This is a genomic window from Salinicoccus jeotgali, assembly GCF_055379195.1.
Genome location: NZ_AP043830.1, coordinates 834,452 through 847,364, shown reverse-complemented (window position 1 = coordinate 847,364; position 12,913 = coordinate 834,452). Strand labels below are relative to the sequence as shown.

The following is a 12,913-nucleotide window of genomic DNA, read 5'->3' as shown; positions in this document are numbered from 1 at the left end:
AATCACCTCATATCTGTTTTATACAATTTATCATAGTACAGGATCGTTTCCAGGTCGGGATTTTCGACGACCGCATGGCCATCCATGCGGGATTTGACGATTTCCTCTATTCCGGTGAATGAAATTTCACCATCCAAAAAGCGTCCGACAGCATATTCATTTGCAGCATTCATTACTGCCGGCATCGTGCCGCCAGCTTCCATTGCTTCATACGCATAGGCAAGCATCCGGAAACGGTCCAGATCCATTGGTTTGAAATTCAGTTGGCTGAGGGCTGAAAAATCCATCGGGTTGTTCATCGGCATCCTTCGAGGATGACTGAATGCGAATTGGATGGCTGTCCGCATATCGGGTGTGCCTATTTGCGCCATGATGCTGTTATCGATAAATTCAACCATAGAGTGTATGGTACTCTCCTTATGGAGAATTGTAGAAATCTGATTGATGTCGACATCAAAAAGCCATTTAGCCTCTATCACTTCAAGCCCTTTATTCATCATCGTCGCTGAATCGATGGTGATTTTCTGGCCCATGGACCAGTTGGGATGATTCAGTGCATCTTCAAGCGAGACATCCGACAATTCGCTTCGGGACAGATCCCGGAATGAACCGCCACTTGCAGTGAGGATGATCTTCTTCACTTCACGTAGGTTTTCACCACGCAGACACTGGAAAACTGCTGAGTGCTCAGAATCGACAGGGATAATCGCCACACCTTTGGCTTTCGCTTTCGACATGACGATTTCGCCGGCTGCAACAAGCGTTTCCTTGTTTGCCAAGGCAATGTCTTTACCCTGCTCTATCGCATGCAATGTCGGTTCCAGACCGATGCTTCCCATGATTGCAGTCAGAACCATATCAGAATCATCCGAAACAACTTCAATGAGGCCCCGAGCCCCTGAAGTGAACTCTATATGTGGATATTTCTGTGCCAGTACCAGCCTGTCGGAATCATCTTTGACGCTCACAAGCTTTGGTTCAAACTGCTCGAGTATTTCTTCAAGTTTTTTTATGTTACTGCCTACAGAAATGCTGCCGATTTTGAATTGCTCGCGGTTTTGGGCGATGACGTCCAAAGCTTGAGTGCCTATTGAACCTGTAGCGCCTAATATTGAAATAGTCTTCATTTAATTTCACCCAGTTCTATCTTAAGTTATAAGAGGCAGTATGTTCATAAGGGGCAGTACAAAAATAAAGCTGTCGAAGCGATCAAGGACGCCACCGTGTCCCGGAAGCAGTCTACCTGAGTCTTTAACGTCAAAATGCCTCTTAAGGGCCGATTCAACCAGATCTCCAAGTTGGCCGAACATACTGAGTATCATCGTCAGCAATAGGAAGAGCAGAATTTGTACGCCTTCGATCCATCCCATGAAGTAAAACAATAGACCGAGCAGGACACTGCAGAATATACCTCCCAAAAATCCTTCTATCGTCTTATTGGGACTAATCTGCGGCCATAATTTACGCCTGCCGAATGCTCTGCCGAATAAGTATGCACCAGTATCCGTCACCCAGACAATGAGCAGTGCATAGAGTATGTAGATGAGGCCTGCTTCCCGTGTTTCATAGAAGTACATGAATCCGATGCCGACATAAGCTACAGCGAGCACGCAAAAACCCATGTCCACAAACGAAAATCTGTTTTTGCTGATGACAGTAAAACTCAACATCAACAGCGCCATCACGATGATCAGGTCAACCTGAAAAACTGATATGTGTGGCATGTAGGATTCCTGGGGCATCATGATGATGAAGAGTGCCACCATGGACAAGATTCCAGGTATGGAAAATATGTGGATGCGGTTCATCTTCAAAATTTCATAAAGTGCTGTATAGGCAAGTAGAAAAACGGCAATCAGAAGTGGCCAAGCCCCCCATACGACGATTGGCACAAATATAAGCAACGCGATGATTGCGGTGATGGTTCTTGTCTTCATGTTACTCCTCCTCTTGGCCAAGTCCCCCAAATCTTCTCTCACGTCTACAATACTGTGAAATCATCTGATCTAGTTCATCAACTGAATATTCTGGCCAAAGTGTTTCTGTAAAAAATAATTCGCTGTATGATGACTGCCATAATAAAAAGTTGCTCAGCCTATATTCGCCACTTGTGCGAATCAGCATCTCCGGGTCGGGTATGTCAGTGGTCATTAGATGATCATCTACCATTTCTGCGGTGATATCCTGAGGTGACACATCCCCTTTTTCTATTTTGGCGCCTATGCACTTGAAGGCTTCAAGGAGCTCGTCGCGTCCGCCGTAGTTCAGCGCAAAAACCAGATTCAGCCCTGTATTGCCACGTGTCTTTTCAACAGCATGCTGAACGGCTCTCTGCGTATGCTCCGGCAGGGATTCAAGACGTCCGATTGTCGTCACCCTGACGTTCTTCTCATCTAATTCAGGATGGAAAGTGCCGAGAAAATCACCTGGTAGCTTCATCAGGTAATTGACCTCACTGATTGGCCGGGACCAGTTTTCTGTGGAAAAAGCATATAGGGTGAGATACTTTATACCCAAATCGGAAGCATGACGTGTTATACGTTTGACGTTCTGCATGCCTTCGTAGTGGCCGCTCACTCTTGGTTTGTTTTTCCGTTTGGCATATCTGCCGTTTCCATCCATGATGATGGCGATATGTTCAGGCAGCCCCTTTTCTGTCTTTATTTCTTGCTTCTTCCTACGAAACATAACAATCCTCCTGAAGCATTATAATTATTAGTATACATTTATAATAAAGAGTCCTCAATCAATTTATTCTACCATATATCGGAGGCATAAAAAAAATAGGCAGGAATCTCCTGCCTTAAAATGTCATTTGGTTTAGACTGACATAATATCCTTTTCTTTTTCGTCACAAATGGCATCAATTTCATTAATGTGCTTATCTGTAAGCTGCTGCACATCGTCACTGTAGCTTCTGAGGTCATCCTCAGTCAGTTCACCATCTTTTTCAAGACGCTTCAATTCGTCATTTGCTTCGCGCCTGACATTCCGGATTGCGACTTTAGCATTCTCGCCTTCCTTGCGTGCATCTTTGACGAATTCTTTACGGCGCTCTTCCGTAAGTTGAGGCACCGTGATGCGGATCATTGTACCATCACTTGTCGGATTTACACCCAAGTCTGCCTGCTGTATCGCTTTTAGAACATCATCTACGGAGCTTTTGTCATAAGGCGTGACAGTAAGCATCCTCGCTTCCGGCACAGCGATTCCTGCAAGCTGATTCACTGGAGTCGGAGCACCATAGTAATTCACCATTACACGGTCGAGCATGTTTGAGCTCGCACGGCCTGTACGGATGGTGGCGAGTTCCCTGTTCAGGTTATCCAATGATTTACTCATCTTTTGTTTAGCGTCCTTAAGAACTGATTCACTCATTTGTTTTCTCTCCTGTTATTTTGTAATTTCTGTACCGATGGTCTCACCTGATACTGCGCGTTTAATGTTGCCTTGTTCTGTAATCGAAAATACCATAAGCGGTATGTCATTGTCCATACAGAAGGATGAAGCTGTCGCATCCATGACCTGCAGATTTTCCTGCAGCATTTCCATATAGGTCAATTTTTCGTATTTGTAGGCGTTTGAATCCGTCTTTGGATCTGCAGAGTAGACACCGTCGACGTTATTTTTGCCCATCAATATGACATCGGCTTCGACTTCAGCTGCCCTGAGTGCCGCTGTTGTGTCTGTTGAGAAATATGGGTTGCCGATTCCAGCTGCAAAAATGACGATACGTCCTTTTTCCAGGTGCCTGATTGCCCGCCTTCTGATATATGGTTCAGCAACTTGCTTCATCTCGATTGATGTAAGCACACGTGTTTCACATTCAAGTTGCTCAAGACTGTCTTGGAGCGCCAGGGAATTCATCACTGTAGCGAGCATTCCCATATAGTCTGCCGTGCCGCGGTCCATGCCCAGATCACTTCCAACTTTACCTCTCCATATATTGCCGCCGCCGACGATTACGGCGATCTCCACGCCAAGTTCCTTTGCTTCGAAAACTTGCTTCGCAATATTCTTGATGACTACCGGATTTATTCCGAACCCATCTTCTCCAGCCAATGCTTCGCCGCTTAATTTCAATACGATTCGTTTAAATTTGGAAGTTTCAGGCATAAGTCCCATCCTTACTTAATTTTTATATGAAATCAATTTAGAAAAAAAGACACCGAAGTGTCTTTTCCTTACTTATTCACTTGATCCATTACTTCATCAGCAAAGTTTTCTTCTCTCTTTTCGAGACCTTCGCCGACTTCAAAACGGATGAAGTTTTTAAGTGTACCGCCTTTGGATTTGAGGAACTCTTCAACAGTCTGATCGGAATCTTTGACGAAAGGCTGATCCACGATGCAGATTTCTTCGAGGTATTTACGCATTCTGCCTTCAACCATCTTATCTACGATGTTTTCAGGTTTCCCTTCATTAAGAGCTTGCTGTTTGAGGACTTCTCTTTCGTGGTCCAGCTCTTCTTGTGAAACATCATCCTTAGAAACATACTTTGGATTCAGTGCCGCTGCATGCATCGCTACATCTTTGGCTGCTTCTACATCTGTAGAGCCTTCAACCAACGTGAGTACGCCGATGCGTCCACCCATGTGAAGGTATTCGCCGAATGAATCTTCATCTGTCTTCTCAGCCAGTGCAAACCTTCTCAAAGTGAGTTTTTCACCAATTTTCGCGACAGCTTCCTTCATCGCGTCGTCAACTTTTTTACCATTCATCTCTGAAGCGTTCAATTCATCGAGATCATGTGGTTTTGTCGTCAGAATATGCTCAGCGATGTCTTGAACCAACTTCTGGAACTCTTCGTTGCGTGCAACGAAGTCTGTTTCTGAGTTGATTTCAACGATTACGCCATCGTTGCCTTTGGAAGCAACGTGTACAAGGCCTTCAGCCGCAATACGATCAGCTTTCTTGGCTGCTTTTGACATACCTTTTTCGCGTAGATAATCTACTGCTTTATCGATGTCACCATCAGTCTCCTGGAGTGCTTTTTTGCAGTCCATCATGCCTGCACCTGTTCTTTCACGTAGTTCTTTAACCATTTTTGCAGTAATAGCCATTTAGAATCCTCCTGGTCTTTAAATTCGGGAGATTATGCCTTAGGGCAAAGGGTCCCACCTTTTAAAAAAGGTGATAAGAATAAATAACTTATCACCGTTTGAACATGTCTCTATTTGCTTTCGCCAGCTTCAACCGTTTCAGTGGTTTCTTCAGAGTCTTCTTCTGTCATGTCGATATTCTGCTCTTCAGCAATCTCATCGTCTGAAACGCCGCGTTGTCCTTCAAGTACTGCATCAGCCATTTTACTGGTCATGAGTCTTACTGCACGGATAGCGTCATCGTTAGCCGGGATGACATAGTCGATTTCGTCCGGATCACAGTTTGTATCAACCATTGCGACAATAGGGATACCAAGTTTTTTCGCTTCAGCAATCGCATTGCGTTCTTTTCTCGGGTCAACGATGAAGAGTGCTTTTGGCATCTCTTTCATTTCACGTATACCACCAAGGAATTTGATGAGACGTGCATATTCCTTACGCAACTCGACTACTTCCTTTTTAGGCAGTACATCGAATGTACCGTTCTCTTCCATCTTTTCGATTTCAGAGATGCGGCGGATACGCTTGGATATTGTTTTGTAGTTTGTCAGGATACCACCGAGCCATCTTTGGTTGACGTAAAGTTGACCAGCACGCTCAGCTTCTTCTTTGATTGAATCCTGTGCTTGCTTTTTAGTACCTACGAATAGTACTTTGCCACCTTCTTCAGAGACGCTTTTTACGAACTCATAAGCTTCCCCTACTTTTTTAACCGTCTTTTGCAGGTCGATGATATAGATGCCGTTTCTTTCCGTGAAGATGTATCTCTTCATCTTAGGGTTCCAACGGCGCGTCTGGTGACCGAAATGTACACCAGCTTCGAGCAATTGCTTCATAGTAATTACTGCCATAATTGATTTCCTCCTCTGGTTTTTCCTCCAGTACAGCTATGGAAACGACCGTAAGGCACCTGTTTCCACTTCACCGGACTGTGCGTAATGGGCTTTTTCAGCCGTTAAATAATATACCATACTTTAGCCGATAAATCAAACTTTGATTTAGCTATCTTTTCTGAGTTCTGGTAGGAAATCCTCTTTTTTAACTTTGATGAATGTCCCTTTCATCCCGAGAGATCTTGACTCTATGACGCCTGCACTTTCAAGTTTGCGCAGCGCATTTACAATCACGGAGCGAGTGATCCCAACGCGATCAGCCACTTTTGACGCAACGAGCAGACCTTCATCGGAGCCGAGTTCATCAAAAATGTGCTCGATAGCTTCGCGTTCAGAATAGGACAAGGAGCGGATCGCCATGGATATGCTCGCTTTATCCCTTGCTTTTTGTTCAACTTCTTCCTGCTTTTCACGGAGTATCTCCATACCGACCACTGTACCCGCATACTCTGCCAATACAAGGTCGCTCGTTTCAAACTTCTCAGTTACGCGTCCGAGGACGAGCGTGCCCAGACGCTCTCCACCACCGAATACCGGTACGATGCATGTTTCAGAGTCCTGGAAGGAATCTTCAGTCGGGAAGACTGTCATCGCATCATCGAAACTGATGTTTTCTTTCGTTTCGCTGATCTTCATGATCATGTCTACATATTCCTGCGGGAACCTTCTTTGCTCAAGCATATCGTATATTCTAGGGTTTTCGATTTTCTGGTTGATGCCATACCCAAGAAGTTTACCTTTACGCGAGACGATGAAGACATTACATTCAATGACACCGCTTAACTTTTCGGACACTTCCTTGAAATCTACTTTGACACCTTCTTGACTTTGAATAAGTTTGTTAATTTCCCGTGTTTTCTGCAATAAATTCTCCATTGATGATTCTCCTTTAGATTTATAGTATGAATGCGCTCAAATTCTTATCCGATTTTATGTTGTTGAGTCTCGATGAAACATATTGCTCTGTAATTTCTACATGGGCACCCTGCATGCCACTTGCTTCAAACAGCAGTTCTTCCAGTAGTGTTTCCAATATGGTGTGCAGCCTTCTCGCCCCGATGTCATCGGTACCGCTGTTGACTTCAAAAGCAATCTCGGCAAGCGTATGGATGGCTGCTTCAGTGAAGGATATCGTGACGCCCTCTGTAGCAAGCAATGCTTCATATTGCTTGACCAAGGAACTTTTCGGTTCCTTCAAGATCTTCTCGAAATCTTCAGTTTTAAGTTTATCCAATTCCACCCGGATCGGAAAACGCCCCTGCAATTCAGGTATGAGGTCGCTTGGCTTTGCCACATGGAAGGCTCCTGCTCCTATGAAGAGGATATGTTCGGTAGCTACTGGGCCATACTTGGTCTGAACCGTGCTACCCTCTACGATAGGGAGGATATCCCTTTGTACACCCTCACGTGAAACATCGCCTGAGTTCTGGCCACCTTTTGCGATCTTATCCATTTCGTCGATGAATATGATGCCCATGGTTTCCGCCAAGGAGATTGCCTCATCGTTTACACTGTCGGTGTCGATTATCTTTTCTGCTTCTTGTCGCTTCAGGTATCCTCGGGCTTTGCTGACAGGCATGGTTCTTTTGTGCTTATTCTTCGGCATGAACTGCTTCAGCATATCCTGCATGCCACTGTTGTCCATACCAGGCATCATCATTCCCATCGGATTCTGGTCCTGCTCCACTTCTATAGTTACATTCGTATCTTCCAGATGGCCTGCTGCAAGCTTCTCCCTCAGGTTCATGCGCTTCGTCCTGACTTCAGGGGTCACCTCTTCAACTGTTTCATCAGATTGCTGGTTCATGAACATTTCGAAAGGGTTGGAGCTCTGCTGGTTCTTTTTTTCGCCGGGGGCAAGTAAAGTGATCAGACGTTCTTCGGCAAGCTTCTCCGCATCTTCCTCCACGAGCCTCATCTTTTCTTCCTTAACGATTTTTACGCTGGCTTCGACCAGATCACGCACCATGCTTTCCACATCGCGGCCAACATAGCCGACTTCCGTGAATTTTGTCGCTTCCACTTTAGAGAATGGCGCTCCAGTAAGCTTTGCCATCCTTCTTGCTATTTCTGTCTTGCCGACACCGGTAGGGCCGATCATCAAGATGTTCTTTGGTACCACTTCAGCTTTCAGGGAATCGTCCAGCTGCATGCGGCGATGTCTGTTCCTCATGGCGATTGCCACTTTGCGCTTTGCTTCATGCTGACCGATGATATCCTCATCGAGCCGCTTTGTTATTTCTCTTGGCGTCAGATTATCTTTCACTTCAAAACGCTCCTTTAGTCTATCGTTTCTACAATTATATGGTCATTCGTGAACACGCAGATTTCACTGGCGATCAGCAGGCTATCGCGGGCGATTGTTTCTGCATCAAGATTGTCGCCGTGCTTCTTCATCGCGCGTCCGGCACTCAGTGCAAAGTTACCACCACTGCCTATGGCCAGTATGCCGTCATCAGGCTCTATGACTTCGCCTGTACCACTGACCAACAGCATGGTTTCCTTATCCATCACTATAAGCATCGCCTCAAGCTGCCTCAGGATTTTGTCGCCGCGCCATTCCTTGGCTAGCTCAACTGCCGCTCTTGTGAGGTTGCCATTGTAAGCGTAGAGATTCGCTTCGAATTTTTCAAATAATGTGAATGCATCAGCCACACTCCCCGCAAATCCTGCGATTACCTTATCATCGAAAAGCCGTCTCACTTTCCTTGCCGAGTGCTTCATGACGACTTGGTTGCCAAGAGTCACTTGGCCATCGCCGGCCATTGCCATTTTTCCTTTATGACTGATGCCGAATATCGTCGTTCCTTTTATTGCCATGTTGTCACCTCTTCTGATTCGCTGGATGGTGCTTCAAGTAAGTTCTCCTCAATTGCTCTTTGGAGACATGAGTATATTGTTGTGTCGTGGATAATGATTCATGTCCCAGAAGTTCCTGGACCGCCCTTAGATCAGCACCGTTGTTCAACATGTGGGTCGCAAAACTATGTCTGATCTTATGGGGGTGAAGGTGAAAATCACTCGCGCTCTTCTTCACCATCATATCAATTGCGTACCGCAGTCCGCGATCGGTAAGTGGGCCATCCCTGTAGTTGACCCAAAGCCTTCCATTAGCTTCTATCACAGCCTTGTGTTTATCCACGTAATTCTTCAATGCCTCACCAGCATGTTCACCAAAGGGAAGGACACGTTCCTTATTCCCTTTACCCCGCACCTTCAAAAGTCCATGATTGAAATCTATATCGCTGATCTTTAACCCGAGCAGTTCGGATGCGCGCATACCAGTCGCGTAGAGCAATTCAAGTATCGCCAAGTCACGTTCATACATCTTTGCATCTTTGTCCAATGAATCGAATAGCTTCTCGAGCTCGTTTTCATACATGAATCCTGGAAGACGCTTCTCTTTTTTTGGATTTGGCAGATTCGTAAACGGATTGCCGGATACCTCTCCCCTGTCCATAAGATAATTATAGAAACTTCTCAAGGAAGAGATTTTACGGGATACGGTGGATTTGCTCAACCCTTTTTTATATAGCATATTCAAGTAGTTTCTTGCATCCATGTACTTGAAAGAAGCATATTCGAGCCCTTCCTGATCAAGGAACTTGAAGAATTCTGTGATATCTATCCTATATGCATCTACAGTATGTGGTGATAAATTACGCTGATATAGAAGCTGTTCAAGGAAATTTTCAAGATGGGACATGAACACACCGCCTTTTATCAGAATCTTATCACAATTAAGCCGCTGGCATCAATTGATAGCGGTATGCTGATTCCACCGCTCAATCAATGCTTGTAGCTCCAATAGTATATAATAACCTATTTTGCACTGAAATGCACAAAGAAATATGAATATTGCCAATATTTTATGAAGGTCATAGAAAAATACCCATACAAAGATGGGTATTCATCTACTCCGCTTTCTCTTCATAGTCACAATTTGTACATTTAACTTTTGCCGTCTTACCTTTTTTCGTCTCTACCAGATAGTGGTCGCACCTTGGACAATTCCGTCCAATCGGACGGTCCCAAGAGATGAAGTCACATTCAGGATATCTGTCGCAACCATAGAATATCCGATTTTTCTTGGACTTCCGCTCAACGACCTGGCCTTTTTCACATTTAGGACAAGTAACACCTATTTCTTTGACGATTGCTTTTGTATTGCGGCAATCCGGGAAATTTGAGCATGCCATGAACTTACCATAGCGTCCCATCTTGTAGACCATCGGAGAACCGCACTTCTCACAATCTTCACCGGCCGGCTCATCTTTTATTTCTATTTTTTCCATTTCTTCATCGGCACGTGCCACCTGGGGCTCGAAGTTTTTATAGAATTCGTCGATGACTGCTACCCATGATGCATCACCTTCCGCGATATCGTCGAGACTTTTTTCCATAGTCCGCGTAAACTCGGCTTCAATTATATCAGGGAAATATTGTGTCACCGATTCATTAACGATCTCACCAAGTTCAGTCGGGAAGAAACGCTTCTGATCGATTTTGACATAATTCCGCTTCTGGATCGTATCGAGGGTCGGAGCATAAGTTGAAGGACGTCCTATACCTTGCTCTTCCAACGTCTTCACAAGGCGCGCCTCCGTATACCTTGGGGGTGGCTGGGTGAAGTGCTGATTGGGCTTGATATCTTTTGAAACAACCGTTTCGCCTTCCTTGATATCCGGCAGCTTGTTCTCCAACTCTTCCTCTTCATCGTCTTTTCCTTCGACATAGATCTGCATGAATCCTTTGAATTTGATCGTTTGACCGTTACTGCGGAAGATGACTCCATTATTGGACATCTCCATGCGTACAGTGTCCAATATCGCCGGCGCCATCATGCTGGCGATGAAACGTTCCCATATAAGCTTATAGAGCCTATACTGATCTCTGGATAAGTACTGTTTCATATTGGCTGGAGATCGGTTGGCACTGGTCGGCCTTACAGCTTCGTGGGCATCCTGGCTTCCTTCCGCCTGCGCCTTTGAAGGCTTTTTGCCGATGAACTCCTTGCCGTACTCCGCTTCGATATACTCGACGGCTTCCTTCTGGGCGACTGGCGAGATGCGGGTGGAGTCTGTCCTCATATAGGTGATGAGCCCGACAGTGCCTCCTTTTTTAATATCGATTCCCTCATAGAGCTGTTGGGCGACCATCATCGTCTTACGCGCCTTAAAGTTCAGCTTACGGGCAGCTTCCTGCTGCAGGGAAGATGTTGTGAAGGGCTTGGAAGGATTTCTCTTCTTCTCCTTCTTCTGTACAGAGTCTACAGTGAAATCGTTCCCTTTCAGCTGTTTCATCACGTGTTCGACGTCATCTTTCGTCTTCAGTTTCATTTTGGCGTCTTCAAGGCGGTTGTACTTTCCTTCAAAATCACTTTTTGAATAATTGAAGAGTCCTGTAATCGTCCAATATTCTTCCGGCTTGAAATTCCTTATTTCGTTTTCCCGGTCTATGATCAGTTTTAGAGCAACGGACTGGACACGGCCTGCAGACAACCCTTTTTTGACTTTCTTCCATAAGACTGGAGAGATGTTGTAGCCCACAAGGCGGTCAAGTATACGCCTGGCCTGTTGGGCATCCACCAATTTCTGATTGATTTCTCCAGGCTGCTTGAAGCTTTCTTTGACGGCTTCTTTAGTTATTTCATTGAACACTACCCTGTAATATTCCTTATCGTCACCTAAAGCATGACTGAGGTGCCATGCTATGGCTTCGCCTTCACGGTCCGGGTCACTCGCCAAGTATATTCTTTTCGCTTTTTTCGCTTCTTTCTTCAATTCTTTGAGAAGAGGACCTTTGCCTCTAATCGTTATATATTTAGGTTCGTAATTGTTTTCAGTATCGATTCCTGTCTGACTACGGGGCAGGTCGCGGACATGCCCCATGGACGCAACGACTTTATACCTTTTTCCGAGATACTTCTCTATTGTTTTTGCTTTAGCAGGCGATTCCACTATTACCAGATTATCTGCCATAAGCCGTCCGCCTCCTTATTTGTGTTTTCAAATCCAAATAATACAGTGAATTAAAATTGTTTGTCAACTATAATTATTTTTAATATTTTCATTTGCTTTATCGGCCGATGAAAATTTCTTCCATTATATCACTCGGACCAAGCACCATTTTGGCACCATCCTGTATTCTTATATTTGTGCCTTTTGAGAGCGGTGAATGAATATTCCCAGGTATGCAGAATCCAATGCGGTTCTCATCCAAAGCCATCTCCAGTGTGATCATGCTGCCACCGCCGACTTCAGCTTCAGTGACCAGCACGCCAACCGACATTCCCGCTATGATCCTATTACGCGCAACGAAGCGCCACTTCTCTATCGAAGTGCCGGGCGGGTACTCGCTTACGACCAGATGATCGGCTTCCATGAGGGTGCGGACATGTTGGGTGCTTTTAGGATAATGCACGTCATGCCCGAACGCCAGCACACCGATTGTAGTCCTGCCATCTTTCAAGGCCGCTTCATGCGCAATGGCATCCGCGCCATAGGCGAGGCCGGAAACAATCGTTATCTCCTGTGCAAGTCCTGGTATGATACCATCCAATGCCCGGCGTGTATAAAATCCTGCCTTACGGCTCCCCACTACAGCTAGCTTGCAATGTGCAAAAAGCGTCGGGTCACCGCGATAATAAAGTATGTAGGGGGGATCATATATTTCCTTTAGGAGTGCTGGATAATCCGCATCATCAATCGTAATATATCCTATGCGCTGTTCCTCTAAGATTTTAAGCAACGCTTCCCCATCCATTTTCTGTGCACGGGAAATCTTTTCCGACAGCCCTTTTGGAGGGAATGCACTTCCTACAATATATTTCCTATACTCCTGTACAGTAACTCCTGCAAAGCTTAATTTTAAATGATTCAAATATATTCCTCCCATCTCTTTTTGAATTATAGGAGA

At 45.2% G+C, this 12,913-nt stretch carries 13 protein-coding genes; all 13 read right to left on the bottom strand.

The features are described 5' to 3' along the window. Positions 1-2: 2 nt before the first annotated feature. Positions 3-1,127, bottom strand: a complete 1,125-nt coding sequence (locus ACZ43I_RS04290) for a 1-deoxy-D-xylulose-5-phosphate reductoisomerase (RefSeq protein ID WP_344701400.1) — start codon at positions 1,125-1,127, stop codon at positions 3-5. Positions 1,128-1,148: 21 nt separating this feature from the next. Then, positions 1,149-1,937, bottom strand: coding sequence for a phosphatidate cytidylyltransferase (locus tag ACZ43I_RS04285; protein WP_344701398.1), 789 nt, complete (start codon positions 1,935-1,937; stop codon positions 1,149-1,151). A gap of 1 nt (position 1,938) precedes the next feature. After that, the gene (locus ACZ43I_RS04280) at positions 1,939-2,688 is read right to left on the bottom strand and encodes an isoprenyl transferase (protein ID WP_344701396.1); all 750 of its coding nucleotides are present in this window, start codon (positions 2,686-2,688) and stop codon (positions 1,939-1,941) included. A 132-nt stretch (positions 2,689-2,820) separates the two neighbouring features. Next, positions 2,821-3,378: a ribosome recycling factor gene (frr, locus tag ACZ43I_RS04275; RefSeq protein WP_344701394.1), complete on the bottom strand. Its 558-nt coding sequence runs from the start codon at positions 3,376-3,378 to the stop codon at positions 2,821-2,823. A 15-nt stretch (positions 3,379-3,393) separates the two neighbouring features. Further along, entirely contained in the window at positions 3,394-4,116 is a 723-nt protein-coding gene (gene pyrH, locus ACZ43I_RS04270; protein WP_344701392.1) for a UMP kinase, read from the bottom strand. Between the two features lie 68 nt (positions 4,117-4,184). After that, positions 4,185-5,063: a translation elongation factor Ts gene (gene tsf / locus ACZ43I_RS04265; RefSeq protein WP_344701390.1), complete on the bottom strand. Its 879-nt coding sequence runs from the start codon at positions 5,061-5,063 to the stop codon at positions 4,185-4,187. A 110-nt stretch (positions 5,064-5,173) separates the two neighbouring features. Next, positions 5,174-5,953: a 30S ribosomal protein S2 gene (rpsB, locus tag ACZ43I_RS04260; protein WP_344701388.1), complete on the bottom strand. Its 780-nt coding sequence runs from the start codon at positions 5,951-5,953 to the stop codon at positions 5,174-5,176. Between the two features lie 147 nt (positions 5,954-6,100). After that, a complete protein-coding gene (gene codY / locus ACZ43I_RS04255) occupies positions 6,101-6,871 on the bottom strand; it encodes a GTP-sensing pleiotropic transcriptional regulator CodY (protein WP_344701386.1) in 771 nt (256 codons plus the stop codon). A gap of 19 nt (positions 6,872-6,890) precedes the next feature. Next, positions 6,891-8,261: an ATP-dependent protease ATPase subunit HslU gene (gene hslU / locus ACZ43I_RS04250; protein ID WP_344701384.1), complete on the bottom strand. Its 1,371-nt coding sequence runs from the start codon at positions 8,259-8,261 to the stop codon at positions 6,891-6,893. Positions 8,262-8,275: 14 nt separating this feature from the next. Continuing rightward, positions 8,276-8,815 carry an ATP-dependent protease subunit HslV gene (gene hslV, locus ACZ43I_RS04245; RefSeq protein ID WP_344701382.1) on the bottom strand — a complete coding sequence of 180 codons (540 nt, stop codon included), beginning with the start codon at positions 8,813-8,815 and terminating at the stop codon, positions 8,276-8,278. Between the two features lie 4 nt (positions 8,816-8,819). Next, positions 8,820-9,701 carry a tyrosine recombinase XerC gene (gene xerC, locus ACZ43I_RS04240; RefSeq protein WP_344701380.1) on the bottom strand — a complete coding sequence of 294 codons (882 nt, stop codon included), beginning with the start codon at positions 9,699-9,701 and terminating at the stop codon, positions 8,820-8,822. 208 nt (positions 9,702-9,909) lie between these two features. Further along, positions 9,910-11,976: a type I DNA topoisomerase gene (topA, locus tag ACZ43I_RS04235; protein ID WP_344701378.1), complete on the bottom strand. Its 2,067-nt coding sequence runs from the start codon at positions 11,974-11,976 to the stop codon at positions 9,910-9,912. A gap of 97 nt (positions 11,977-12,073) precedes the next feature. Then, complete coding sequence (gene dprA / locus ACZ43I_RS04230; protein ID WP_344701376.1) at positions 12,074-12,877, bottom strand: DNA-processing protein DprA; 804 nt, start codon at positions 12,875-12,877, stop codon at positions 12,074-12,076. Positions 12,878-12,913 lie beyond the last annotated feature (36 nt).

What these genes read in the sequence shown, in the direction of transcription:
- ACZ43I_RS04290 (WP_344701400.1), bottom strand. Translation starts at nt 1,127, where the DNA reads ATGAAGACTATTTCAATATTAGGCGCTACAGGTTCAATAGGCACTCAA.
- ACZ43I_RS04285 (WP_344701398.1), bottom strand. Translation starts at nt 1,937, where the DNA reads ATGAAGACAAGAACCATCACCGCAATCATCGCGTTGCTTATATTTGTG.
- ACZ43I_RS04280 (WP_344701396.1), bottom strand. Translation starts at nt 2,688, where the DNA reads ATGTTTCGTAGGAAGAAGCAAGAAATAAAGACAGAAAAGGGGCTGCCT.
- frr (WP_344701394.1), bottom strand. Translation starts at nt 3,378, where the DNA reads ATGAGTGAATCAGTTCTTAAGGACGCTAAACAAAAGATGAGTAAATCA.
- pyrH (WP_344701392.1), bottom strand. Translation starts at nt 4,116, where the DNA reads ATGCCTGAAACTTCCAAATTTAAACGAATCGTATTGAAATTAAGCGGC.
- tsf (WP_344701390.1), bottom strand. Translation starts at nt 5,063, where the DNA reads ATGGCTATTACTGCAAAAATGGTTAAAGAACTACGTGAAAGAACAGGT.
- rpsB (WP_344701388.1), bottom strand. Translation starts at nt 5,953, where the DNA reads ATGGCAGTAATTACTATGAAGCAATTGCTCGAAGCTGGTGTACATTTC.
- codY (WP_344701386.1), bottom strand. Translation starts at nt 6,871, where the DNA reads ATGGAGAATTTATTGCAGAAAACACGGGAAATTAACAAACTTATTCAA.
- hslV (WP_344701382.1), bottom strand. Translation starts at nt 8,815, where the DNA reads ATGGCAATAAAAGGAACGACGATATTCGGCATCAGTCATAAAGGAAAA.
- xerC (WP_344701380.1), bottom strand. Translation starts at nt 9,701, where the DNA reads ATGTCCCATCTTGAAAATTTCCTTGAACAGCTTCTATATCAGCGTAAT.
- topA (WP_344701378.1), bottom strand. Translation starts at nt 11,976, where the DNA reads ATGGCAGATAATCTGGTAATAGTGGAATCGCCTGCTAAAGCAAAAACA.